The 23,112-nt window shown below is 67.2% G+C and carries 22 protein-coding genes; 14 read left to right on the top strand and 8 right to left on the bottom strand.

Annotated elements, in window-relative coordinates; translation table 11 throughout:
• Positions 1 to 94 precede the first annotated feature (94 nt).
• On the bottom strand, positions 95 to 1,267 hold the full coding sequence (gene pobA / locus NWE53_RS16405; protein WP_265050441.1) for a 4-hydroxybenzoate 3-monooxygenase: 1,173 nt from the start codon (positions 1,265 to 1,267) through the stop codon (positions 95 to 97).
• Positions 1,268 to 1,396: 129 nt separating this feature from the next.
• Here pobA and NWE53_RS16400 point away from each other — a divergent pair, with 129 nt between their 5' ends.
• Positions 1,397 to 2,272: a helix-turn-helix domain-containing protein gene (locus tag NWE53_RS16400; protein ID WP_265050440.1), complete on the top strand. Its 876-nt coding sequence runs from the start codon at positions 1,397 to 1,399 to the stop codon at positions 2,270 to 2,272.
• A 24-nt stretch (positions 2,273 to 2,296) separates the two neighbouring features.
• On the opposite strand, the gene pcaDC is transcribed toward NWE53_RS16400, so the two are convergent.
• The 5 genes from pcaDC to NWE53_RS16370 all read right to left on the bottom strand — a co-directional run bounded on the left by pcaDC (position 2,297) and on the right by NWE53_RS16370 (position 6,619).
• Complete coding sequence (gene pcaDC, locus NWE53_RS29865; RefSeq protein WP_320109514.1) at positions 2,297 to 3,478, bottom strand: bifunctional 3-oxoadipate enol-lactonase/4-carboxymuconolactone decarboxylase PcaDC; 1,182 nt, start codon at positions 3,476 to 3,478, stop codon at positions 2,297 to 2,299.
• 11 nt (positions 3,479 to 3,489) lie between these two features.
• Positions 3,490 to 4,590, bottom strand: coding sequence for a lyase family protein (locus NWE53_RS16385; RefSeq protein ID WP_265050439.1), 1,101 nt, complete (start codon positions 4,588 to 4,590; stop codon positions 3,490 to 3,492).
• Between the two features lie 38 nt (positions 4,591 to 4,628).
• Positions 4,629 to 5,291: a 3-oxoacid CoA-transferase subunit B gene (locus NWE53_RS16380; protein WP_265050438.1), complete on the bottom strand. Its 663-nt coding sequence runs from the start codon at positions 5,289 to 5,291 to the stop codon at positions 4,629 to 4,631.
• On the bottom strand, positions 5,291 to 6,001 hold the full coding sequence (locus NWE53_RS16375; protein ID WP_265050437.1) for a CoA transferase subunit A: 711 nt from the start codon (positions 5,999 to 6,001) through the stop codon (positions 5,291 to 5,293). The genes NWE53_RS16380 and NWE53_RS16375 overlap by 1 nt, the downstream gene beginning before the upstream one ends.
• Before the next feature lie 177 nt (positions 6,002 to 6,178).
• Positions 6,179 to 6,619, bottom strand: coding sequence for a PACE efflux transporter (locus NWE53_RS16370; protein ID WP_265050436.1), 441 nt, complete (start codon positions 6,617 to 6,619; stop codon positions 6,179 to 6,181).
• A gap of 89 nt (positions 6,620 to 6,708) precedes the next feature.
• On the opposite strand from NWE53_RS16370, the gene NWE53_RS16365 reads away from it, so the two are divergent.
• From NWE53_RS16365 to NWE53_RS16345, 5 genes are all read left to right on the top strand, one after another.
• Positions 6,709 to 7,596 carry a LysR family transcriptional regulator gene (locus NWE53_RS16365; protein WP_265050435.1) on the top strand — a complete coding sequence of 296 codons (888 nt, stop codon included), beginning with the start codon at positions 6,709 to 6,711 and terminating at the stop codon, positions 7,594 to 7,596.
• 247 nt (positions 7,597 to 7,843) lie between these two features.
• Positions 7,844 to 9,409, top strand: a complete 1,566-nt coding sequence (locus NWE53_RS16360) for an ABC transporter substrate-binding protein (protein ID WP_265050434.1) — start codon at positions 7,844 to 7,846, stop codon at positions 9,407 to 9,409.
• 103 nt (positions 9,410 to 9,512) lie between these two features.
• On the top strand, positions 9,513 to 10,454 hold the full coding sequence (locus NWE53_RS16355) for an ABC transporter permease (RefSeq protein WP_265050433.1): 942 nt from the start codon (positions 9,513 to 9,515) through the stop codon (positions 10,452 to 10,454).
• 10 nt (positions 10,455 to 10,464) lie between these two features.
• Positions 10,465 to 11,310 (top strand): ABC transporter permease, encoded by an 846-nt coding sequence (locus NWE53_RS16350; protein ID WP_265050432.1) that lies wholly within the window; start codon positions 10,465 to 10,467, stop codon positions 11,308 to 11,310.
• A gap of 108 nt (positions 11,311 to 11,418) precedes the next feature.
• Positions 11,419 to 12,405, top strand: a complete 987-nt coding sequence (locus tag NWE53_RS16345) for a MurR/RpiR family transcriptional regulator (protein WP_265050431.1) — start codon at positions 11,419 to 11,421, stop codon at positions 12,403 to 12,405.
• 27 nt (positions 12,406 to 12,432) lie between these two features.
• Here the strand turns inward: NWE53_RS16345 and NWE53_RS16340 are convergent, their stop codons facing one another.
• Positions 12,433 to 13,305, bottom strand: a complete 873-nt coding sequence (locus NWE53_RS16340; protein ID WP_265050430.1) for a MurR/RpiR family transcriptional regulator — start codon at positions 13,303 to 13,305, stop codon at positions 12,433 to 12,435.
• A 95-nt stretch (positions 13,306 to 13,400) separates the two neighbouring features.
• On the opposite strand from NWE53_RS16340, the gene NWE53_RS16335 reads away from it, so the two are divergent.
• The 8 genes from NWE53_RS16335 to NWE53_RS16300 all read left to right on the top strand — a co-directional run bounded on the left by NWE53_RS16335 (position 13,401) and on the right by NWE53_RS16300 (position 21,618).
• Positions 13,401 to 15,014: an ABC transporter substrate-binding protein gene (locus NWE53_RS16335; protein WP_265050429.1), complete on the top strand. Its 1,614-nt coding sequence runs from the start codon at positions 13,401 to 13,403 to the stop codon at positions 15,012 to 15,014.
• Positions 15,015 to 15,084: 70 nt separating this feature from the next.
• Entirely contained in the window at positions 15,085 to 16,062 is a 978-nt protein-coding gene (locus NWE53_RS16330; RefSeq protein ID WP_265050428.1) for an ABC transporter permease, read from the top strand.
• Complete coding sequence (locus tag NWE53_RS16325; protein WP_265050427.1) at positions 16,059 to 16,967, top strand: ABC transporter permease; 909 nt, start codon at positions 16,059 to 16,061, stop codon at positions 16,965 to 16,967. Before NWE53_RS16330 ends, NWE53_RS16325 begins: the two co-directional genes overlap by 4 nt.
• Complete coding sequence (locus NWE53_RS16320; protein ID WP_265050426.1) at positions 16,964 to 17,944, top strand: ABC transporter ATP-binding protein; 981 nt, start codon at positions 16,964 to 16,966, stop codon at positions 17,942 to 17,944. Before NWE53_RS16325 ends, NWE53_RS16320 begins: the two co-directional genes overlap by 4 nt.
• Positions 17,941 to 18,948, top strand: coding sequence for an ABC transporter ATP-binding protein (locus NWE53_RS16315; RefSeq protein ID WP_265050425.1), 1,008 nt, complete (start codon positions 17,941 to 17,943; stop codon positions 18,946 to 18,948). The genes NWE53_RS16320 and NWE53_RS16315 overlap by 4 nt, the downstream gene beginning before the upstream one ends.
• Entirely contained in the window at positions 18,945 to 19,820 is an 876-nt protein-coding gene (locus tag NWE53_RS16310) for an esterase family protein (RefSeq protein WP_265050424.1), read from the top strand. Before NWE53_RS16315 ends, NWE53_RS16310 begins: the two co-directional genes overlap by 4 nt.
• Before the next feature lie 327 nt (positions 19,821 to 20,147).
• Positions 20,148 to 20,792, top strand: coding sequence for an outer membrane protein (locus NWE53_RS16305; protein ID WP_265050423.1), 645 nt, complete (start codon positions 20,148 to 20,150; stop codon positions 20,790 to 20,792).
• 142 nt (positions 20,793 to 20,934) lie between these two features.
• The gene (locus tag NWE53_RS16300; RefSeq protein ID WP_265050422.1) at positions 20,935 to 21,618 is read left to right on the top strand and encodes a response regulator transcription factor; all 684 of its coding nucleotides are present in this window, start codon (positions 20,935 to 20,937) and stop codon (positions 21,616 to 21,618) included.
• A gap of 6 nt (positions 21,619 to 21,624) precedes the next feature.
• Here NWE53_RS16300 and NWE53_RS16295 read toward each other — a convergent pair whose 3' ends face one another.
• Complete coding sequence (locus NWE53_RS16295) at positions 21,625 to 22,968, bottom strand: sensor histidine kinase (RefSeq protein ID WP_265050421.1); 1,344 nt, start codon at positions 22,966 to 22,968, stop codon at positions 21,625 to 21,627.
• Positions 22,969 to 23,112 lie beyond the last annotated feature (144 nt).

Genomic DNA, 23,112 nt, shown 5'->3' with positions numbered 1-23,112 from the left:
CGCGGATCGATGCTCTAGCTGTTCGGGCCGGTTGCCGCCATGGCGCCGGGCCTCTTGTTATCACCAACGCAATTTCCGCCCTGCCGCAAGGCTCTCAATAGGGCAGGCCGGCATAGTTCTCGGCGACGGCGGTGGCAGCCGCGCGCGAGTGAATCAGATAATCGAACTCCGCCTGCTGGATGCGCTGGTCGAAGCCGTCACGCTCGGGGAAGCGGTGCAACAGGTTCGTCATCCACCAGGAGAAACGTTCCGCCTTCCAGACGCGGGCGAGAGCTCGAGCCGAATAGGCTGCGAGACCGGCATCCGAACCGTCGCGATAGTGCTCGCGCAGGGCGTCGAAGAGATAGCGCACGTCGCTCGCGGCCAGATTGAGGCCCTTAGCCCCGGTCGGCGGCACGATATGGGCGGCATCGCCGGCCAGGAACAGCTGGCCGTGGCGCATCGGCTCGGCGACGAAGCTTCGCAGGGGGGCGATGCTCTTTTCGAGCGAAGGGCCGGCGGTCACCGTATCGGCCACCTCGGCCGGCAGGCGCCGGCGCAGCTCGTCGAAGAAGGCCTCGTCCGACCAGTTCTCGACGCGCTCCTCCAACGGGACCTGGATGTAGTAGCGGCTGCGCTCGGCCGAGCGCATCGAGCACAGGGCGAAGCCCCGCTCGTGGTTGGCATATACCAGCTCATGCGCCGCCGGCGGACGGTCGACCAGCAGGCCGAGCCAGCCGAAGGGATAGATTCGCTCGAAGCCCTGCAGCGCGGCCGGCGGGACGGAGGCGCGCGAAACCCCGTGATAGCCGTCGCAGCCGGCGATGAAATCGCAGCGCAATTCCTGGGCCTGCCCGTTCGCCCGGAAGGTCACGCGCGGCGAAGCGGTATCGATGTCGTGCAAGGCGACATCCTCGGCCTCGTAGATCGTCGGATGGCCGAGCGCCTGCCGGGCTTCGACGAGGTCGCGCGTCACCTCGGTCTGGCCGTAGACGGTGACCGTCCTGCCCCCGCTCAGCTGTTTCAGATCGATGCGATGGAGCGCGCCGCCGAATGCGAGCGAAAAGCCGTCATGAACCAGGCCCTCCTGATCGAGCCGCTCGCCGACGCCGGCCTCGTGCAGGAGATCGACCATGCCCTGTTCGAGCACGCCGGCACGGATGCGCGACAGCACGTAGTCGACGCTGCGCCGCTCGAGGATGACATTGTCGATACCGGCACGCGACAGAAGCTGTCCGAGCAGCAGGCCGGCAGGGCCGGCGCCGATGATGGCGACCTGCGTTCGCATTGTTATTGACCTCCCGCGAAGCGCCGATTTGCACCGTTCGATCCGCAAGGCACAGCTAAGCTATTAAAGCCAGTTGACGGAATGGAGGATTCGCGCAGTGTCTTGGACTAATCGATCCTGAGGCCTTGGATGCCCGGCAGAACCGTCCCCGCTTATTGGCTCTATGGCGAGCGCCTGAGCGACCGCTTCCCCGATGCGCTGCACATCGAGCCGATCATGGCGCGCAGCTCGCTGCATGGCTGGACGATCCAGCCGCATCTGCATCACGACCTGTTCCAGTTCTTCCTCGTGGCGCAAGGGGGCGGCCGGACACGCGTCGATGGCCGCGACCATCATCTGTCGCCAGGATCGGTGCTGTTGTTGCCGCCCTCGACCATCCACGAATTCGCGTTCCTCGACGGGACCGATGGCTTCGTCGCCAGCGCGGCCGCGACGTCGCTGAAGCGCCTGTTCGGCAGTGAGCCGGAAGCGGGAGCCCTGCTCGGCGCCGCGGCGGTGCTGCATGTGCCGGCGGATGGTGCGGAGTTCGTCGGGCTGCTGGCTCTCATGCGGCTGGCGATGAGCGAATTCTCCGCGAACCTGCCGGTGCGCGAGTTCGCGCTCGGCGCCTATGCCGATCTCATTGCATCCTGGTTCGTGCGCGCAATGCGCGGCGTCAAGGCTGGCGCAGAGCCGGCGAGGGACGCGCGCGCCGGCCTCGTGCGCCGCTTCGTCGAGCGGGTCGAGACGCGCTTCCAGCAGCATGACACGCTCACCGATTATGCGCGCGCGCTGGGCGCATCGGCGCCGCATCTGTCGCGCAGCTGCCGGGAATTGCTCGGCCATTCCGCCGCGCGCGTGATCCAGGACAGGCTGATGATCGAGGCACGGCGCGATCTGGTCTACACCGCGATGACGATCTCGCAGATTTCTTTCCGGCTGGGCTTCGCCGATCCGGCCTATTTCTCGCGCTTCTTCGCCAAGCGCGCGGGCGTGTCGCCCTCGGACTACCGGGCGAAGACCTGAGCGGCCAGACAGCCTCTGAGGCCGTCAGCCCGCGGCCTCAATCCCCTTCATCACCGCCGCGGCTTCGGCGAAGGCGGTGTTCCCGGCTGGGACGCCGGCATAGATCGCCGTCTGCATCAGCACTTCCTTGAGGTCGTCCTGCGTGAAGCCGCCGCGCGTTAGCCCGGCGCGGACATGGAGGCGGAACTCCTCCCAGCGGCCGAGGCTCGCGGTGATGGCGATGACCAGCAGGCGCCGCGTGCGGTCGTCGAGGCCCGGCCGGCTCCAGATCTCCTGCCAGGCGATGCGGGTGATCATCGCCTGGAATTCGGCGTTGAAGGGCGTGCGGCCGGCGAGCGACCGGTCGACCCACGCGTCGCCGAGCACGCGGCGGCGGTTCTTCAGCCCGGCCTCGAACAGGGCATCGGCGGCATCCGCGACATCGGGGCCAGGCGACAGGAAGCCGCGCAACGCGCCGGCCAGAGCGGCGGGGGCTTCGAGCGGGGCGAGGTGGCCGCAATCGAGCCGCGCTAGTTGCGCAGCGGGAATGGCGGCGACGAGGTTCTCGCCATGGCCGGCGAAGGGCGTCGAGACGTCGCGCTCGCCGACGACGATCAGCGTCGGACAGGCGAGGTGGCTGAGACGGCCGATCAGGTCCATGTCGCGGATCGCGGCGCCGGCGCCCGCATAGCCTTCGCGCGCCATTCCGACGAGGCTGCGCCTGACGCTTTCGGCAATGGCGGGCTGGCCTGCCGTGAAGGCTGGCGAGAGGAAGCGCTGCATGGCGAGGTCGGCGATCGCCGCCGTGCCCCCAGTGCGGACCTTGTTGATGCGGTCCTGCCATGCCGCCCGGTCCATGGTCGCCGAGGTGCAGATCAGCGCCAGCGCCGAGACGCGTTCCGGCCGGGTCAACGCCAGCTCCATCGCGATCATGCCGCCGAGCGAGACACCGGCAATCGCGGCCTTGTCGAGGCCGGCGGCGTCCATTGCGGCCACGGCATCGCCGGCGAGCTGGGCGAGCGTGTAGTCGCCGTCAGGGGCGTCGGATGCGCCATGGCCACGCGCGTCGAGCCGCAGCACGCGGAAGGCCGCGAGCAAGGCGGGCATCGCCGCATCCCAGAGCGAGAGGTCGGTGCCGATCGAATTCAGCAGCACGAGCGCCGGCTTGTCGTCGGCACCTTCGAGTTTCCAATAGATGCGGGCGCCGTTGCTGACTGCGAAAGGCATGGAATCGTCCTTCAGGTGCGCGGCACGAGCAGAGCTGCGACAAGCATTTCGCTCTCGCCGATATCGGTGCCGACCTCCGCTGCCGCGAGATTGCGGGCGATGGCGGCTTCGTCGATCTCCAGGCCTTCCGCGACCGTCGCCATGGCTTCGGCTGCGCCCGCCGCCAGCAGGAAAAGCTCGGCCAGGGCCGGTCCTTCGGCCTGCCAGCCGCCGAGCCCGCGTTCCTGTTCGGCGGGAAGGCCGGCGAGGATGCCGGCGATCAGGCCGGGCGCGCGCATGGCGGCCGAAAGTGCGACCTGGCAGCCTGTGGGATTGCGTTTGTGCGCCATCGCGGAAGAGCCGCCGCGTCCCGTGACCGCCGGCTCGCGCGCCTCGCCGACACCATTCTGCGCCAGAAGCGAGACGTCGCGCGCCATCTTGCCGAGCGCGCCGATGGTGACGGCAAGGGCAGTCGCGATGCCGGCGACGCCACCGCGACGGGCGTGCCAGGGTGCCGCATCGGGCAGGCCAAGCGCAGCGGCGAGGCGCGCGGCCACAGCGGCGCCCTTGCCATCGAGGCCGGCGCGGCTTCCTGCGGCACCGCCGAATTGCAGTGTCGCTCCGGTCGCGACTTCGCCGCGCAGGCGGGCGGCGGCCTCACTGACACCAGCCTGCCAATGCGCGATGCGCAGGCCGAAGCCGATCGGCAGCGCGTCCTGCAGCAGGGTGCGGCCGATGGCCGGGGTTGTTGCGTGGCGTTGCGCCAGCGCGGCGAGCGCCGTCGCGACGCGGTCGAGATCGCCGTCGAGCAGTTCGCTTGCGGCACGGATCTGGCAGGCGAGGACGGTATCCGCGACGTCCTGGCTGGTTGCGCCCTTGTGCAGGGCCTTGGCTGCTGCCGCATCCGGCAGGGCGGCGCGCAGCCGCGCCACCAGCGGGATCGCGAGCGTGCCGGCGAGCGCCGCCTCATCGGCGAGCTCGGCGGGGTCGATCGCGATGTCCGCGCAAAGCCTTGCGATCGCCTCGACCTGTGCCGGGCCGATCAGCCCTTCGGCGGCTTCGGCGCGCGCAAGCTCAGCCTCGAAGGCCAACGCATGACGCAATGTGGCCGTGTCCGAGAACACGGCCAGCATCGCTTTGGTTGTCGCCGGCCTGCTGCGGAGGAGCCCGGTCACGCGGCCTTGGCGAGCGACGGCGCGACGGCGAAGGGAGCGCCCGTCTTGGCCTTGACCTCGGCGAGGTCGACGCCCGGCGCGAGCTCGATCAGCGTCAACCCGCCGCCATTGGCCTTGTCACAGCTCATGACGCAGAGATCGGTGATGATGAGATCGACAACGCCGGCACCGGTCAGCGGCAGCGAGCAGCGCTCCAGCACCTTGGATTCGCCCGCCTTGTTGGCGTGATCCATCACGACGATGACCTTCTTGACGCCGGCGACGAGATCCATCGCCCCGCCCATGCCCTTCACCATCTTGCCGGGAATGGTCCAGTTGGCGATGTCGCCATTGGCAGCCACTTCCATGGCGCCGAGGATGGTCAGGTCGATATGGCCGCCGCGGATCATCGCGAAGCTGTCGGCCGAGGAGAAGAAGCTGGAGCTCGGCAGCGCCGTGATCGTCTGCTTGCCGGCATTGATCAGGTCGGGATCGGCCTCGCCCTCATAGGGGAAGGGGCCGATGCCGAGCAGGCCGTTCTCCGACTGCAGCGTCACGTCGACGCCATCGGGAATGTAGTTCGCCACCAGCGTGGGGATGCCGATGCCGAGATTCACGTAGAAGCCGTCCTTCAGCTCCTTGGCGGCGCGGGCGGCCACCTCTTCGCGGGTCCAGGCCATTATGCCGCCTCCCTCTTGCGCTCGGTCAGCTTCTCGATCTTCTTCTCGTTGATCGTGCTCTTGATGATGCGGTCGACATAAATGCCGGGGGTGTGGATCGCCTCGGGATCGAGCGAACCGACCGACACGATCTCCTCGACCTCGACGACCGTCACCTTGCCGGCCGTCGCCATGTTCGGGTTGAAGTTGCGGGCGGTGCGCCGGTAGACGAGATTGCCGGCGGTGTCGGCCTTCCAGGCCTTGACGATGGCGAGGTCGGCACGGAGCCAGGTCTCGCGGACATAGAGCTGGCCATCGAACTCCTCGACCGGCTTGCCCTCGGCGACCACCGTGCCGACGCCGGTCTTGGTGTAGAAGGCCGGGATGCCGGCGCCACCGGCGCGGATGCGCTCGGCCAGCGTGCCCTGCGGATTGAGCTCGAGCTCGAGCTCGCCGGCGAGATATTGCTGCTCGAAGAGCTTGTTCTCGCCGACATAGGACGCGATCATCTTCTTGACCTGCCGGGTCTGCAGCAGCATCCACAGGCCGAAGCCGTCGGCGCCGGCATTGTTCGAGATCACCGTCAGGTTCTTCACCCCGGAATCGCGAATCTGCGGAATCAGGCTCTCGGGGTTGCCCGACAGCCCGAAGCCGCCCGACATGATCGTCATCCCGTCAAAAAGCAGCCCCTCCAATGCAGCCGAAGGGCTGTCATAGATCTTGTGCGTCATCGATCCTCCATAGGCGCGGCTTGGCGCCGCGGCATTCGCTTCGATGGCCCGGCCGTCGCGGTGGACGGGCCAAAAGTTTCCGGCGCCGATCAGAATACGATCGCCCGCGAATGTCCATGGGTGGGATGCATGGGTAGCCCTGCCTTCGAAGAAAAACGGGCTCGCTGCCGGGGGCGCTCAGGCGACTGCCATCCGCGCCGGTGACGGGATCGGGAAGGCGCGGTCATAGGCCAGATTGAACAGGAAAGCGTAGACCACGTAGAAGACGACGATGGCGAGGTCCATCACGAAGGTCTGCCACAGGCTCATGCCGAGATACCAGGCGATCGGCGGCAAGAGCAGCAGGAGCAGGCCGCCCTCGAACAGCAGCACATGCAGGACGCGCGTCGCGACATTCTTGCGGGTATGCCCGACGAGGTGGTGCATGGCGTGGTCGAAGCCGAGATTGAAGACGAAGTTCCAGATCGTCGCGACCGTCGCCGAGCCGACGCCGATCACGCCCATATGCGTGGCGGGGAGGCCGAAAAGCTGAGCCCCGCCCGGAATCACCAGTGCCAGCCCGATCGCTTCGAACAGGAGCGCATGGCGAACCCGGTCGGGAAAGGAGCGCATCGACATATGAAACAACCTGCCGTTCTTGTTGACGGCGTGTCTTCTATCTCCAAATCTACGTATCTCAAGTTAGATGATATCTGGATATCAGATAGATGGGTGTTTCCTTCGAGCAGCTGGAAGCCTTCGTCACGGCGGCCGAACATGGTTCGTTCTCCGCGGCCGGCCGGGTTCTGCGCAAGGCGCAATCCGCGGTCAGCACGCAGGTCGCCAATCTCGAGGATGATCTCGGAATCGCATTGTTCAGCCGGGCGGGCCGCAACCCTGTGCTGACGGCTGCGGGCGAGCGCCTGTTGCGGGAAGCCAGGGTGATCCTCGACCGGCGCGAACATCTGGTCGGCGTCGCCAGCGGTTTCGAGGCCCATGTCGAGACGCGGCTCGTCGTCGCCATCGACGAGCTTTATCCCGAACATCTGCTGGGTACGCTCTTTGCGGATTTCGCGCGGCAGTTCCCGCATGTCGAGCTGGAGCTGCTGTTCCCGCTGATGGAGGATGTCAGCCAGCTCGTTCTGGCGGGGCAGGCCGATATCGGGGTGATGTGGCGCCAGGAGGTGCTGCCGCCGGAACTCGGCTTCCAGACCGTCGGCTGGGTGCCGATCAAGCTCGTCTGCGGCAAGGGGCATCCGCTCGCCGGCACCCGCGTCGACTGGGAAGAGCTCAAGCGACATCGGCAGATCCTCGTCGCGGCACGCGGCGACGGCCCGGAGAAGCAGCGCCTGCGTGTCGCGGCCGAGGTCTGGTGGGTCGAAAGCCATTGGGTCATCCTGCAACTGGTGAAGCAGGGCATCGGCTGGGCCTTCGTCTCCAGCTACGTCATCGAGCATTCGCCGGTGGCGGCCGATCTCGTCACGCCCGACCTGCAGTTCGATAATTTCGATCTTCCGGTGGCGCTGGAGATGGTCTGGCACAAACAGCGCCCCTGTGGGCCGGCTGCGGCCTGGCTGCGCGAGCGCTTCGCGGCTGCCCGCATCGACACGGCCTGACCAGCGACAGAACTGGCAATTCATCCCAGCCGGGGCGCCGATATCTTTTCGATCGGCGACAGATTTGCAATTAAATTACATGCTCTTCGCTGGCCGCATCGCACCACATACGCGATCCTCTCTGGTTTAAAGCCAATTCTGCGCGGCTGCTGCGACCACGAGGTTGCCACGTCGAATTGGCTGGGCTAAATAATCCGTAATAAAATTTCATAACGCCGCTAAGAGCGGTTTCATCTGGGGAGTGACCATGCAGACCAATTCCTTCTCTCGCGCTGCCCTGACGCGGCGTGGCCTCGGTGGGCTTGCGGCCGGTCTCGCGGCCTCGACCATGCTGGCTCCGGTTGCAGGCTGGGCCCAGGGCGCATCGAGTGCGAACCTCGCCATGGTCGGCGAGCCGCAGTCGCTCGATCCGATGGCATCGACCGCCGACCTCGTCGGCACGATCATGCAGCATGTCTACGAGCCGCTGTTCACCTTCGACGCCAACTGGGCGACGCAGCCCATGCTGGCCGCGGCGCTGCCCACGGTCTCGGCCGACGGCAAGACCTATACGATCGAGCTGCGCAAGGGCGTGAAGCTCCATAACGGCCGCGACCTCGATGCCGAGGACGTCGTCGCCTCGCTGAAGCGCTGGTTCGACATGACGCCGCGCGGCAAGGGGCTGGCGAAGAGCCTCGCCAGCCTGACGGCGAAGGGGCCGACGACGGTCGAGATCGTCCTGAACAAGGTCGAGCCGGCGCTGCTGGCGCATCTGGCGCTGCCGTCGGGCTTCGCCGCGATCATGGCGAAGGAATCGATCGCCAACCCGCTGACCGAATTCGTCGGCACTGGCCCCTACAAGTTCCGCGAGCGCAAGCCCGACCAGTTCGTCGTGCTGGTCAAGCACGAGGGCTATGCCTCGCGCAGCGAGCCGGCCTCCGGCTATGCCGGGAAGCGCGAAGCGAAGATCGACGAGCTGCGCTTCATCCCGGTGCCCAACGCCAATACCCGCCTCGAAGGCGTGATCGCCGGCCAGTATCAGTTCTCCGACCAGCTCCCGGTCGAGAGCTTCAAGAAGCTGTCTGCCGCCAGCGCAGCGCGCGCTGTGCTGACCATGCCCTTCGGCTTCCCCTATTTCCCGACCAACACCAAGCAGGGGCCGATGGCCGATCTGAAGGTCCGTCAGGCCTTCCAGATGGCGCTCGATCTCGAAGAGGTGCTGATGGCCGGCTTCGGCGAGCCGAAGTTCTTCGCAACCGCCGCCGAGCACTTCCCCAAGGGTTCGCCCTTCTTCTCGGAAGCGGGCAAGGACAAGTACAGCAAGGCCGACGTCGCCGGCGCCAAGAAGCTGCTGGCCGAGGCGAAGTATGACGGCACGCCGATCCGCATCCTCAATTCCAAGCAGTACGACTTCCATCACCGCATGGCGCTGGTGATGGCCGAGCAGATGAAGGCGGCGGGCTTCAAGGTGCAGCTCGACGTCGTCGATTGGGCGACACTGATCCAGCGTCGCGGCGACGCGGCGCTTTGGGACATCTACATCACGCACTCGGCCTTCCTGCCCGAGCCGATGCTGTCGCCGCCGCAGCTGGGCGAAGGCGCCCCCGGCTGGTGGTCGAGCCCGGCGAAGGATGCGGCGCTTGCCGCCTTCAACGCGGAGCCCGACCCGGCCAAGCGCGGCGCGCTCTGGGGCAAGGTCCAGCAGGTCGTCTATGACGAGGTGCCCTATATCCGTGCCGGCAATTTCGGCGCGCTTTCCGGCGCCTCGGCCAAGATGAACGACTTCGCCGCCATGCCCTGGCCGTCCTTCTGGAACGTCAGCCTGGCCAAGTAACCGGCTCTCGGCATCACCCGCACTAGAGAGAGACCGGCGCGGCACACACTGCGCCGGAACTCACTCCCCGACACGCCTGCTTCCTGCAAACGGAGCGTATCCGATGCTCGCGCATATCGGGCGCCGGTTCACCGGCCTGCTGCTCGTGCTCCTCATCGTCGCCGCGCTGGTGTTCTTCCTGACGCGGCTGGCGCCGGGCGATCCGGCCGCCTTGATGCTGGGCGATCAGGCCACGGCCGATGACATCGCGCGGCTGCGCGCCGCCTATGGCCTCGACAAGCCGCTGCTGCTGCAGTTCTTCCTCTGGCTGAAGGAGGTCGCGAGCGGCAATCTCGGCCAGTCGATCTTCCTGCAGCGGCCGGTGACGCAAGCGCTCTTCGAGCGCGCCGAGCCGACCTTCTTCCTCGCCATGTTCTCGCTCGCCATCGCGGCGGCGATCGGCATTCCCGCCGGCATCGCCTCGGCGGTCTGGCGCGGTCGCGCGGTCGATCAGGCCGTCAGCGGCCTTGCGATGCTGGCGGCGAATATTCCGAGCTTCTGGCTCGGGCTGATCTTCATCCAGCTCTTCGCGGTCAAGCTCGGCTGGTTCCCGGTCGCCGGCTATGGCGCGCCGGAGGCCGGCTTCGCCGAGCGGCTGCGGCATCTCCTGCTGCCGGCCGCCGTGCTGGGCGTCGTCAATTCCGCCCTGATCACGCGCTTCACCCGCGCGAGCATGCTCGATATCCTCGATGCCGACTTCCTGCGCACGGCGCGGGCGAAGGGCTTGTCCGAGCGGCGCGTGCTGCTGGGGCATGCCTTCCGCAACATTCTCGTTCCGGTGATCACCGTGCTCGGCCTGACGCTGGCGCTGCTGATCGGCGGCGCGATCGTCACCGAGACCGTGTTCGGGCTGCCCGGGATCGGCAATCTCGTCGTCTCCGCCGTGCTGCGGCGCGACTACCCGGTGATCCAGGGGGCACTGCTCGCGGTCGCCGCGATCTACGTGCTGATCAACCTCGTCATCGACGTGATCTACACGCTCGTCGATCCGCGTGTCCGTTACTGAGGCCGCGCCGATGAACTCGCCCTTTTTCGCCTTCTTCCGCAGCCTGTTCCGCCGCAAGCTGGTCCTGATCGCGACGATCATCCTCCTGGTCGCGTTCGCGCTGGCCGTGCTCGCGCCCTGGGTTTCGCCCTTCGATCCCGGTGCGATGCGGGTGGTGCGGCGGCTGCGTCCGCCGGGCGAGGTCAACTGGTTCGGCACCGACGAGCTCGGCCGCGACATCTTCTCGCGGATCATCTGGGGCGCGCGCGCCTCGCTGGGCATCGGCTTCGCCGTGGTGGTCATCTCGGTCGGCGTCGGATCGGCGCTCGGATTGATCGCCGGCTATTTCAAGCGGCTCGACGCCGCGATCATGCGCCTGGTCGACGCGCTGATGGCGCTGCCCGACATCCTGCTCGCGATCTTTCTCGTCGCGGTGCTGGGCGCGTCTGCCGGCAATGTGATCCTCGCATTGTCGATCGTCTACACGCCGCGCGTCGTGCGGGTGATCCGGGCCTCGACGCTGGTCGTCCGCGAGCTGCCCTTCGTCGAGGCGGCCCGCTCGATCGGCGTCTCGACCCCACGCATCCTCGCGGTGCATCTGCTGCCGAACATCGCCTCGCCGGTGCTGGTCCAGGCAACCTTCATCTTCGCCTATGCGGTGCTGGCGGAAGCGGGTCTTTCCTTCCTCGGCGCCGGCGTGCCGCCGGAGACGCCGACCTGGGGCACGATGATCGCCTCTGGTCAACAATATGCTGATGATGCCTTCTGGCTCGTCGCTTTTCCGGGCTTTGCGATCGTGCTCGTGGCATTGTCGTTGCAGATCCTCGGCGACGGGTTGCGCGACATGCTCGATCCGCGGCTCAGAAAGGCACTGTGATGGCCGCTTTCGCCCCCTTTTCTGCCCTGGCCTGTGGAAGTTTCTCGCGGCCGATGCGGATCGGGGCGAAACCGGATCGCAAGCGCGGCGCCAGCGAAGCTCCCGCGCATGACGAATGAATTCGAGCCCTCTGCGATGACGTTAAGGCCGAGCGGGCCGGACGATTCCGTCGGGGCTTCCGATATCCTGAGCACCATCCGCGCCGGGCTCGAGGGCATGTCCGAAAGCCAGAAGCGCGTCGGGCTGCTGTTCATCGGCGACCCGGAATGGGCGGTGAAGGCGAATGTCGAGGACATCGCCGCGCGGGCCGGGGTCAGCGCGCCGACGATCGTGCGCTTCGCCCGTGCGGTCGGCTGCGAGGGGCTGCGGGACCTGAAGCTGAAGCTCGCCGGAGCGCTGGCGCTGGGTGCGCCTTTCCTGCATCGCTCGGTGCATGTCGGAGAGACGGCTGCCGATGTGGTGCGCAACGTCACCGGCAGCATGACGACCGTCATCGCCGACTGGCAGCGCCGGCTCGACCCGGCCGAGCTGGACCGCGCCGCGGCGGCGATCAAGCAGGCGCGCCGTGTCGACTGCCTCGGCACCGGCGCGACTTCGCATTTCCTGGCGCAGGACCTGCAGGCGCGGCTGTTCCGCCTCGGCCTGACGGCGAATGCGTTCTCCGATGCGCATTTCCAGCTCGTGGCCGCGGCGACGCTGACCTCGGCCGATGTCCTGGTCGCGATCTCCTTCGTCGGCCGCATGCCGGCCCTGCTGCGCGCCGTCGAGGTCGGCCGTGCGCGCGGTGCGACCGTGATCGTCCTGACCCAGGCGCGCACGCCGCTGGCCGAACTCGGCCATATCGTCATTCCGATGGATGTGCCGCATGACGCGACCATGCTGGTCGGCACCGATGCCTATGTCGTCCAGCTCATCGCGATCGAGGTCCTGATGATCCTGGTCGGTTTGCGTCAGGGGCCGGGGCTGATCGCCCGCATGAACGAGCTCCAGCATGTGCTCAACACCTATGGCGTCGATCGCGAGGACCCTTCGGTCCTGCACGCGAGCTGGCGCCAGATGCTGGAATCCGATCTCGGTCCGCCCGAGACGGGCTGACGCGAAATCGCGGGCAACTGCGCCCGCCTATTGGTGGAACGTCCAGAGCAGGCTTTCGCTCAGCTCCTTCAATGCTTCGACCGCGTCCGGCCGTTCACGCGCGACGGCTGCGATCAGGGCGTCTGCCAGCGCGAACACCGCCGTGGGCGAGTTCGGCAGCAGCCGGCTGCGCGCGGGCGCGAACAGCGTGACATCGGCGATCGGCGCGAGCGGAGAGGTCGGGCTGTCCGTCAGCACCAGCAGCGCGGCGCCGCGTTTCTTGGCGAAGCTGGCGAGATCGAGCGTCGCGCGGGAATAGCGCGGCACCGAGATCGCCACGACGAGATCGTCCGGACGTGCCGACATCATGTGGCGGATGGCGCGCTCCGGCCCGGTGCGCGATGACGCGAAGATCACGTCGGCGTCGAGATAGAGCGCCAGCCCATCCTCGAGGAAGGACGCGACGTGGTGGCTCGCGCCCGAGGCTGCGATGAAGACGCGGGGCGCCTTCAGCAAGAGTTCGACCGCCCGCGTCACGGCCGGTTCGGTCAGCCCGTCGCGCGCCGCCTGGAGATTGCCCGCCTGATCTGCGAGGGCCGCTGCGAAGGTCGCGAAGGTCGAGCCTGCCGCCGAGCGCGCTCCGGCAAAGTTGTCGACAGGGTCGTGCGCGAATTTCAGCGCCGCCGAAAGCGCGCTGCGGAACTCGCCATATCCGCCATAGCCGAGCGTCCGGACGAAACGCGTCACCGTGGCGTTGGACGTCCCGCTTCCTTCTGCCAGCCCTTCGATCGTCATGGTCGCGACGTCGAGCGGATGCTGCAGAACGAAATCTGCGGCGCGGCGATGGCCGTTGCTCAGCGACGGATAGATCCGCGCGATCCGGTTGGAAAGGTCCGTCGTCGGCTTCAGGCCTTGGGACATATGTCGCCACCCGATTGACGTTCAAATATTTTCATGTTTGCTACTAGACGAAAATAAAGCTGTCAAAAGCGTCCAGCTCGGGAGCGGATACCACCATGCGTCATTCCCTGTTCGCCGCGGCCCTCGCCGCCCTCTGCCTGCCCGCGAGTGCGGTTTCGGCGCAAACCCTGCGCATCGCGCTGGCCTCCGAGCCGACGGCCGTCGATCCGCATTATCACGATCTCACGCCGAACAACGCTTTGGCGCAGCATATCTTCGATTCGCTCGTCAGCCAGGACGAGCAGCAGAAGCTGCACCCCAGCCTTGCGGCCTCCTGGGAGAACGACGGCAAGAACCGCTGGACGTTCAAGCTGCGCGAGGGCGTGACGTTCTCGAACGGCAAGCCCTTCACCGCCGAGGACGTGGTCTTCACCTTCTGCCGCACGCTGAAGAACGAGACCAAGGTCTCGGATTCCTTCGCCGACGTCACCGGCAACTTCGCGTCAGTCGAGACGCCCGATCCGCAGACGCTGGTGATCAACACCACCAATCCCGAGCCGCTGCTGCCTAACCTGCTCTCGGCGCTCAGCATCCTCTCGGCATCGATCGTCGAGCATGGCCCGATCAGCTACGATATCGCCAAGAATTGCGGTGTCACCGGACCTTGGCCGACGGTCAACGGCTTCAATGACGGCACGCTCGCCATCGGCACCGGTCCCTACAAGCTGAAGTCCTATGTGCGGGGATCGGCGATCGAGCTGGAGCGCAACGCGAGCTATTGGGGCAAGGCCGAACCCTGGGCGACCGTGCGCCTGCTGCCGGTCAGCAATGCCGGCCCGCGCCTCGCCGGCCTGCTCGCCGGCGATTACGACGTGATCGAGAACCCGGCGGCGCGCGATCTCGGCCGGATCAAGGGCGACAAGCGCTTCGGCCATGTCATCACCCCCTCGACGCGCGTGGTCTATTTCCAGCTCGACGTCGCCCGCGACCAGAGCCCCTTCGTCAAGTCCGACGACGGCAAGAACCCGTTGAAGGACCCGCGCGTGCGCCAGGCGATGTCGCTCGCCATCGATCGCGACGCCATCGTCAAGCGCATCATGGATGGCGCGGCCGAGCCGGCCTATCAGTACCTGCCGACCGGCATGTTCGGCACGCAGGCCAACCCGCCGAAGCTCGCCTATGATCCGACTGCGGCCAAGAAGCTGCTGGCCGAGGCCGGCTATGCCAAGGGCTTCCAGCTCACCCTGTCGACGACCAACGACCGCTACATCAACGACAGCCAGATCACTCAGGCCGTCGCGCAGTACCTGACCCAGATCGGCATCAAGACCGAGGTCGATGCGATGACGCGGGCGATCTATTTCCCGCGCCGCGCCAAGAAGGAATTCAGCGTCGCGCTCGGCGGCTGGGGCTCCGGCACCGGCGAGGCGGCCTCCTTCCTGCGCCAGTGGCCGCCGACCCCGAACGAGACCAAGACCATCGGCGGCTCGAACTATGGCGGCTACAAGAACGACCAGTTCGACAAGCTGATCCGCGAGGCGATCACCACCCTCGACGACGCCAAGCGCGCGGCGCTTCTGCAGGAAGCCGGCAAGCTCGTCGTCGCCGACAACGCCTTCATCCCGCTGCACTTCGAGAGCGGCATCTGGGCCTTCAAATCCGATCTCGCCGTCACCGGCCGCGCCGATCAGTACATGCTGGCGATGTCGGTGAAGCCGGTCGCCAAGTAATCCCCCGAAACGATGGGCCGCCCTGTCGGGGCGGCCCATGCGGAATGCGTAGCGGAGCCGGCCCAGCCTCATGACCGCCTATGTCCTGCAGCGGCTGATCCAGAGCGTGCTCGTGCTGCTCGCGGTTTCGGTCGTGGTCTTCTTCGCCGTCTACGGCATCGGCGATCCCATCGAGCTCCTGGTCTCGCCATCGGTCAGCGCGGCCGAGCGCGAGGCGCTGATCCGGCGCCTCGGCCTCGACCTGCCGGTCTGGCAGCAATATTTCGTGTTCATGGGCAATGCCCTGAAGGGCGATCTCGGCCGCTCCTTCGTGCATGGCGTGCCGGCGATCGAGCTGATCCTCGCCCGGCTGCCGGCGACCTTCGAGCTCGTGCTTCTGGCGATGACGCTGGCGATCTTCACCGGCGTGCCGCTCGGGCTCTATGCCGGGCTCGATCCGGAGAGCCGGCCCTCGCGCATCATCATGGGCGGCACGGTGCTGGGCTATTCGCTGCCGAGCTTCTGGAAGGGCATGATGCTGATCCTGCTCTTCGCCGTGGTGCTCGGCTGGCTGCCGACGGCCGGGCGCGGCGAGACGGTCTCGGTGCTCGGCATCCGCACCAGCCTGCTGACGCTGGACGGCCTCAAGCATCTGGCATTGCCGGCGCTGAACCTCGCCATCCCCAACATGGCGCTGATGATCCGCCTTGTCGCGGCGGGCACGACCGAAACCATGACGCAGGACTACGTGAAATACGCCCGCGCCAAGGGCGTGCGGCCGCGTCGCATCGTCGGCCGGCACGTGCTGCGCAACATCCTGATCCCGGTCGTTACCGTGGTCGGCATCGAGTTCGGCAGCCTCGTCGCCTTCTCGACCATTACCGAGACGGTCTTCGCCTGGCCGGGCATGGGCAAGCTGCTGATCGACTCGGTCTACCAGCTCGACCGGCCGGTGGTCGTCGCCTATGTCCTGCTGGCGACGCTGCTCTTCGTCACCGTGAATTTCCTCGTCGACATCCTCTACGCCGCGCTCGATCCGCGGGTGAAGCTGACGGGAGAGATGGCATGAGCGCCGAGACGAAAGTGCCGGCCGTTCCGGCCTATGCCGACACGCCGCTGCGCCAGAAGGTGTTGCGCCGCATCCGCAGCCGGCCGACGACGCGCGGTGCTGCGATCCTGCTCGGCATCATGGTGCTGCTCGCGCTGCTGGCGCCGGTCATCGCGCCGCAGAACCCCCACGACCTCGCCTCGCTTAGCGTGATGGACAACCGCCTGCCGCCGGGCGAGGCCGGCATGACCGGCACGATCTATTGGCTCGGCACGGATTCGCAGGGGCGCGACATGCTGAGTGCGATCCTCTACGGCCTGCGCACCAGCCTGATGGTCGGCCTTTCAGCGACGCTCGGCGCGCTCTTCATCGGCATTTCGGCCGGGCTTCTGGCGGCGCAGTTCGGCGGTGCCGTCGACGCCATCATCATGCGCGTCGTCGATTTCATGCTCGGCTTCCCCTCGATCCTGATCGCGCTCGTGCTGCTCGCCTCGATCGGACGCGGCGTCGACAAGGTCATCCTCGCCATCGTGCTGGTGCAGTGGGCGCAATATGCCCGGCTGATGCGCGCCTCCGCCCTGGTCGAGCGGCGCAAGGAATATATCGAGGCGGCGCTGAATTTCGGCCTGCCGACCCGGCACATCATGATCGCGCATCTGCTGCCGAACTCGGTCGGCTCGGTGCTGGTCGTCGCCTCGATCAGCGTCGCCAGCGCGATCACGCTTGAGGCCACGCTCTCCTTCCTCGGCGTCGGCGTGCCGGTGACGCAGCCCTCGCTCGGCCTGCTCATCGCCAACGGCTTCGAGTTCCTGCTCTCGGGCGAATACTGGATCGCGGTCTTCCCCGGCATCGCGCTGGTGCTGCTGATCGTCTCGCTCAACCTCGTCGGCGACCGGCTGCGCCGCAGTTTCAACGTGCGCTCATGACCGAAGCCCTGCTCGAAGTCCGCGGTCTCAGGACCGTCTTCCATGCGCTCGATGGCGCCTGGCCCGCCGTCGACGGCGTCGATCTCAGCGTCGCACGGGGCGAGGTGCTCGGGCTGGTCGGCGAATCCGGTTCCGGCAAGTCGGTGACCGGCTTCTCGTTGGTGCGATTGATCGATCCGCCCGGCGAGATCGTCGCCGGGACTATCAGCTTCGACGGCGAGGATCTGCGCGGCGCGACCGAAGAGCGCCTGCGCGACCTGCGCGGCGACCGCATCGCCATGATCTTCCAGGATCCGCTGATGACGCTGAACCCGGTGCTCAGCATCGGCGAGCAGATGAGCGAGGCGATCCTGGAGCATCGCGACTGTGGCCGGGAGGAGGCGCTGGCCGAGGCTGCCAAAGCGCTGTCGCGCGTCGGAATCTCCTCGCCCGAGGCGCGGCTCAAGCAGTTCCCGCACGAATTCTCCGGCGGCATGCGCCAGCGCGTCGCCATCGCCACGGCGCTGCTCAACAAGCCCGACCTGATCATCGCCGACGAGCCGACGACGGCGCTCGACGTCACCATTCAGAGCCAGATCCTGTTCGAGGTGCAGAAGCTCGCCCGCGAGACCGGCACGGCCGTGCTCTGGATCACCCATGACCTCGCCGTGGTGGCCGAGCTCGCCGACCGGGTGGCGGTGATGTATGCCGGCCGCGTCGTCGAGATCGGCCCGGTCGACGAGGTGCTGGATGCGCCGCGCCACCCCTATACGCTCGGGCTGCTGAATTCCTCCGCCGCCAATGTCGCGCCGGGCGAGCGCCTGAACCAGATCGACGGCGTCGCGCCGCGGATCGATGGGCGTCCGAGCGGTTGTCCGTTCCGGCCGCGCTGCCCTCGTGTCCAGCCGATCTGTGCCGATGTGGATCCGATAGCGACGGGGGAGGGCGAGCACCGGTTCCGCTGCCACAACCCGGTTCCGTTCGGAGAAGCGGCATGAGCGCTCCGGTCATCGAACTCAAGGGCATCACCAAGCATTTCCGCCGCAGCCCGACGCTGGCGGAGCGCATCCTGATGGCGACAGGGCGGGGCAAGGCGCCGCCGGTGCTGCGCGCCGTCGACGGCATCGATCTCAGCGTCAAGCGCGGCGAGGTGCTTGGCCTCGTCGGCGAGTCCGGTTGCGGCAAGTCGACGCTCGCGCGCGTCGTCACCGGCATCCTGAAGCCGAGCGCGGGCGAGGTCGTCTACGAGCAGCGGCCGGTAGCAGGGCTCAGGGGAAAGGAGCGGCTGGATTTCCTGCTCAAGGTCCAGATGATCTTCCAGGACCCCTATGCCTCGCTCGATCCGCGCATGAAGGTCAGCCGCATCGTCGGCGAGGCGCTGAGCGTCCACAAGCTCCTGCCCAAGGCCGAGACCGATGCGGCGGTTGATCAGGCGCTGAGCGAGGTCGGGCTCGATCTCGCCTATCGCGAGCGCTATCCGCACCAGTTCTCGGGCGGGCAGCGCCAGCGCATCGGCATTGCGCGCGCCCTTGCCGTGAAGCCGGATTTCCTGGTCTGCGACGAACCGGTCTCGGCGCTCGACGTCTCGATCCAGGCGCAGGTCATCAACCTGTTCATGGATGTGCGCGAGCGCCATGGCCTGACCTATCTGTTCGTCAGCCACGATCTCGGCCTCGTCAGACATATCAGCGACCGGGTCGCCATCATGTATCTCGGCCGCATCGTCGAGATCGGAGCGGCGAACGAGGTGTTCGCAAAGCCCGCGCACCCCTATAGCGCGGCACTGATCGCGGCGATTCCCTCGGCGGCACGGCGCAAGCGCGCCTTCCAGCCGCTCAAGGGCGAATTGCCGTCGCCGCTGGCGCCGCCGCCGGGCTGCCCTTTCCACCCGCGCTGCGAGCAGGCGATGCCCGTCTGCCGCGAGGTGCGGCCTGTCCTGGCCGAAATCGCGCCCGGCCGCAGCGCCGCCTGCCACCTGCACACGGCTCCGGAGGCCGCATGACCACGACGACACTCAACCCGCCGGTCGGGCGCAGCACGCTGCCCTTCGTCGACAGCCGTCATCCTGACCGGCCGCTCGCCGTCAACTTCTACCGCCCGGCGCGCCACCAGCCGAACGATCCCGTCATTGTCGTGCAGCACGGCATGCTGCGCAACGGCGACGATTACCGCGATTTCTGGATCGATGCGGCCGAGAAGCACGGCCTGCTGATCGTGGCGCCGACCTTTCCCGACGAGCACTTCCCCAAGGCCGAGGGCTATAATAACGGCCTGATGGTGTCCGAGGACGGCGCGATCGCCCCGCGCGAGCAGTGGCTCTATTCGGTGCCGGAACGCGTGCTCGACGCGCTGCGCGCCGGCGGCGTGATCGAAAGCCCGGTCATCCGCATCTTCGGGCATTCGGCCGGCGGCCAGTTCGTGCATCGCATGCTGGCGACGGAAGGCGGCGAACTCTTCGCCGCCGCGATGGCCTCCAATCCGGGTTGGTACACGCTGCCGGTGCTCGAGCGTCGCTTCCCGGAAGGGCTCGGCGGGCTCCATCTCGATCGTGACACGCTCACCCGCTGGCTCGCCTATCCGATGATCATTTTTGCCGGGGACCGCGACATCGTCACCGACGATCCCAACCTGCCGGCGCAGGCGGAGGCACTGGCGCAGGGCCCGCATCGCTATGGCCGCGCCCATTTCATGCTCGACTTCGCCCGAGCCGAAGCGGCGCGCCTCGGTGTGCCCTGCAACTGGCAGCTGATCACGGTCGGCGGGATCGGCCATGACGGCGCTGCGATGTCGCGCGCGGCGGCGGCCTACTGGTTCGAAGGCGGCCGCATTCCTCCGGTGGAGGAACTCGGGAAGCAGGCCGAACCCGTGCTCTGACGCTCGACACACGGACGAGATCGACCACGGCATCTTCGGCTATTGCGGCGCGACGGTCGTCACGTCGGAACTGCTGCTTCCTCCGGACGGAACCTCGCCCGGAGTCCTGCTCGACAAGGCGCGGAACATCGGCCGGGGCATCTTCCCCGCTGCAGCTCCGCGGCAGGCGGCCTGACGCCGGCCCGATACGGGATGCCTGCCTCTTCGGTAGGCAACACTGCCGTAATCTTCGCTCGCAATCTGCGCATGCCGACCCGCTCCGATCCACGGGGAAGGGATGCAGGCAGATGTGTCGGCGGCAATGACCGCCGCTGCAAGGAGTTGTTGATGTCTCGCACCCGCCCGATGACGGGCCTTGGCCTGCTGGCCCTGTTCGCGGTGCCCGCAGCGGCGGCGGATCGCCCCCTGCCGCGCGCGCAGGAGTGGCCGGCCTATACCGCGCCGCGCACCTATAACTGGAACGGCATCTATGCCGGTATCCACTCCGGCGCGGCGTTCGACCGCTTCGACGGCGCCGCCAAGAAGAGCCGCAACGAAGTGCTGCTCGGCGGCCAGCTCGGCTACAACATGCAGCTCGGCAACATGGTCTTCGGCATGGAAGGCGACATGTCGATGAACGGCCTCAGCAGCAGCTCCAAGCGGCGAGGCGCCGGCACCAGCGCCGACATGCGCTATGTGAGCACCCTGAAGGCGCGCGCCGGCGTCGCCTTCGACCGCGTGCTGGTCTACGGCACGGGCGGTCTGGCCTATGGCAACATGAAGGCGAGCGACGGCCTGCTCTCGAAGACGAAGAGCAAGCTGGGCTATGTGGTCGGTGCCGGCGCCGAATACGGCATCACCAACAATCTGACCGCCAAGCTCGAGTACAATTACGTCTCCCTGGGCAAGCAGAACTTCCAGTTCGGCGCCAACCGGACCCGGATCGGCGTCACCGAGCACCTCGTCAAGGCGGGTCTGAACTACCGCTTCTGATCTCGCGATCGTGGCCGGCTTTGCCGAGCCGGCCCTGACTTACGGCCTTTTGGCCGTTTCGAGGTAGGGATGGAGCGCGGTGTCTGGACTACCGCCCCTTGTCCGGCATCACGTTCCATCCCTGCACTCCGACAGGACAGACATGCGCGCATTGATCGTCGAGGACGAGCCGGAGCTGATGGCTTTCCTGTCCCTGCTCCTCACGAATGCCGGGCTGATCGTGGACCGCACGACCACGATCGATGCCGCGCTGTCGGCGTTGCGGACGGCACCCTTCGACATCGCCATCGTCGACCGGCGGTTGCCGGACGGCGACGGCCTGTCGATCGTCAAGGCCCTCAGCGCGGAAGAGACGCGGCCGGCCTTCCTGATCCTGACGGCGCGCGACGCCAAGACGGATGTCATCGAAGGCCTCAATGGCGGCGCCGACGACTATCTGGTGAAGCCGTTCGAGCCGGGCGAATTGCTGGCTCGCCTGCGCGTCATCGCGCGCCGGCGCCAGCCGAAGCGCTCGCTGGTCATCGCGGCCGGCAATCTCTCGATCGATCTGGAGGGGCGAAACGCCTGCGTCGGGACGGAGCCGCTCGACCTGCGCCGGCGCGAGACGCTGATCCTGGAAGCGCTGGTGCAGCGCGTCGGCCGCGTCGTCACCCGCGACGTGCTGATCGAGGCGGTCTATGGCTTCGACGACCTGATCGAATCCAATACGCTGGAAGCACAGATCTCGCGATTGCGCCGCAAGCTCAGGGATGCCGGCGCCCAGGTCGAGATCACCTCGCTGCGCGGCATCGGCTACATGCTGAAGACCTGCGCGCCCGCTCCCTGACCGCCCTCACGCGCCGTTCGCGCCGTCAGCGGAAAAGATCAGGCGCACCGTGGTGCCGCCGGCTTCGTTGCCGAGAATGGCGATGGTTCCGCCATGGGCTGCCATGATGTCGCGCACGATGGTGAGGCCGAGGCCGGCGCCGATCGAATGCGGCGACATCCGGTTGAACGGCTCCATCGCCTGCGCGCGCTTGACGGCGGCGATGCCGATGCCGTCATCGGTGACCTCCAGAACGGCCCCGTCGAGGACCCGGACCAGGATGGTCGATTTGGCCTGCGAGTGACGCAGGGCGTTGTCGACGAGATTGGCCAGCGCGGCACGCACCGTCGCCTCGTTGGCGTCGATCATGACATGGTGTTCGCCCTCCTCCTCCAGTGCGACGTCGACGCCATGGCTGAGGATCAGCGGAGCGAGGTCCGCCAGCACGGCTCGGGCGAGCGCGTTGAGCTGCAGGGGCTCGAAGGGCAGATCGGTGGCGTGCAGGCGGGCGAGCTGGAGCATCGACGAGACGATGGTGGTCAGCCGGCTCAGATCCGTCGTCAGCGCAAGGCGCGCCGGCTCGTCGGCCAACGCGTCCACCCGGCTGCGCATCACGGTGAGCGGGGTGCGCAGCTCATGCGCGACATTGTTCATGAAGCGCTGCTGCACCTCCATGTTTCCGGCAATCTGGTCGAGCGCGGAGTTGAGCGCGGTGGTCAAGGGCATCAGCTCGACGGGAGTCTCCTCCGTCGGCAGCAACCCACGGGGCGCGCGGGGATCGATGCGCGCGGCGGCCTCGGCGGCGCTGCGCAGCCGCGCGCTGATATAGGAGACGGACATGGCGATCGCAGCGGCGATCATGATCCCGAACACCACCGAGATCGCCAGCGCGGAGCCGGCGATGGCGCGCAGGAAGTAGCCGAGGATCAGGTCCCAGCCGGGTTGCCCGCCGCCTGTCGCGACGATGATGCGGGTGCCGTCCTTCTCGATGACGTCGAAGGCCAGCGCGTTGTCGCCGCCCACCCGCATCTGCGCGGCGATGGTCGGGCCGTCCAGCCGGATGTCGATGGGCAGCCCCGGCCGCAACTCTAGCGCATACTCGACGACGGATCGTCCGTCGGAGACGAGATACCAGAGCTTGGGGCTGGCGCGTTCGATCTGCACCAGCCCCGTCGTCTTCTCGACATGCAGCCCGCTGCCTGCCGGCTGGCGAACGCTTTGCTGGATGACCCGCGAGGTGACATCGTTGCGCAGGACGCCGGGATCCTCGGTGATGAAGGTGAAGGCCAGAACGGCAGCGATGAAAGCCGCGAACAGGACGATGCCCAGCAGGCTCAGCCGGATGGTGAGGGCGCGCGAAAGCGAGGTCACCGCAACCCTCCGGGCCGCGTGGTCACGGATTCAGCGTTGCGGGTCGTCACGGAGCCTCTGTGCGGGTATGGCTTGTCTGACGGGGCTTGCCGCCCTGCTTCGCCCTGCATGGACCGTATCACCGTTGCCGTTCAACTCTTTCCC

This window comes from Bosea sp. NBC_00550 (assembly GCF_026020075.1).
Classification (GTDB): domain Bacteria; phylum Pseudomonadota; class Alphaproteobacteria; order Rhizobiales; family Beijerinckiaceae; genus Allobosea.
The sequence above is the reverse complement of the archived record's forward strand: the minus strand, read 5'-3'. Positions and strand labels throughout refer to the sequence as shown.

Bases quoted from the DNA above. Each gene is read 5' to 3' on its own strand.
- NWE53_RS16325 (WP_265050427.1), top strand. From the start codon at position 16,059: ATGAGCGCCGAGACGAAAGTGCCGGCCGTTCCGGCCTATGCCGACACG.
- NWE53_RS16345 (WP_265050431.1), top strand. From the start codon at position 11,419: ATGACGAATGAATTCGAGCCCTCTGCGATGACGTTAAGGCCGAGCGGG.
- NWE53_RS16340 (WP_265050430.1), bottom strand. From the start codon at position 13,305: ATGTCCCAAGGCCTGAAGCCGACGACGGACCTTTCCAACCGGATCGCG.
- NWE53_RS16310 (WP_265050424.1), top strand. From the start codon at position 18,945: ATGACCACGACGACACTCAACCCGCCGGTCGGGCGCAGCACGCTGCCC.
- NWE53_RS16350 (WP_265050432.1), top strand. From the start codon at position 10,465: ATGAACTCGCCCTTTTTCGCCTTCTTCCGCAGCCTGTTCCGCCGCAAG.
- NWE53_RS16385 (WP_265050439.1), bottom strand. From the start codon at position 4,590: ATGCTGGCCGTGTTCTCGGACACGGCCACATTGCGTCATGCGTTGGCC.
- NWE53_RS16380 (WP_265050438.1), bottom strand. From the start codon at position 5,291: ATGGCCTGGACCCGCGAAGAGGTGGCCGCCCGCGCCGCCAAGGAGCTG.
- NWE53_RS16305 (WP_265050423.1), top strand. From the start codon at position 20,148: ATGTCTCGCACCCGCCCGATGACGGGCCTTGGCCTGCTGGCCCTGTTC.
- NWE53_RS16365 (WP_265050435.1), top strand. From the start codon at position 6,709: ATGGGTGTTTCCTTCGAGCAGCTGGAAGCCTTCGTCACGGCGGCCGAA.
- NWE53_RS16335 (WP_265050429.1), top strand. From the start codon at position 13,401: ATGCGTCATTCCCTGTTCGCCGCGGCCCTCGCCGCCCTCTGCCTGCCC.
- pcaDC (WP_320109514.1), bottom strand. From the start codon at position 3,478: ATGCCTTTCGCAGTCAGCAACGGCGCCCGCATCTATTGGAAACTCGAA.
- NWE53_RS16315 (WP_265050425.1), top strand. From the start codon at position 17,941: ATGAGCGCTCCGGTCATCGAACTCAAGGGCATCACCAAGCATTTCCGC.
- NWE53_RS16370 (WP_265050436.1), bottom strand. From the start codon at position 6,619: ATGTCGATGCGCTCCTTTCCCGACCGGGTTCGCCATGCGCTCCTGTTC.
- pobA (WP_265050441.1), bottom strand. From the start codon at position 1,267: ATGCGAACGCAGGTCGCCATCATCGGCGCCGGCCCTGCCGGCCTGCTG.
- NWE53_RS16355 (WP_265050433.1), top strand. From the start codon at position 9,513: ATGCTCGCGCATATCGGGCGCCGGTTCACCGGCCTGCTGCTCGTGCTC.
- NWE53_RS16330 (WP_265050428.1), top strand. From the start codon at position 15,085: ATGACCGCCTATGTCCTGCAGCGGCTGATCCAGAGCGTGCTCGTGCTG.
- NWE53_RS16400 (WP_265050440.1), top strand. From the start codon at position 1,397: ATGCCCGGCAGAACCGTCCCCGCTTATTGGCTCTATGGCGAGCGCCTG.
- NWE53_RS16360 (WP_265050434.1), top strand. From the start codon at position 7,844: ATGCAGACCAATTCCTTCTCTCGCGCTGCCCTGACGCGGCGTGGCCTC.
- NWE53_RS16300 (WP_265050422.1), top strand. From the start codon at position 20,935: ATGCGCGCATTGATCGTCGAGGACGAGCCGGAGCTGATGGCTTTCCTG.
- NWE53_RS16375 (WP_265050437.1), bottom strand. From the start codon at position 6,001: ATGACGCACAAGATCTATGACAGCCCTTCGGCTGCATTGGAGGGGCTG.
- NWE53_RS16320 (WP_265050426.1), top strand. From the start codon at position 16,964: ATGACCGAAGCCCTGCTCGAAGTCCGCGGTCTCAGGACCGTCTTCCAT.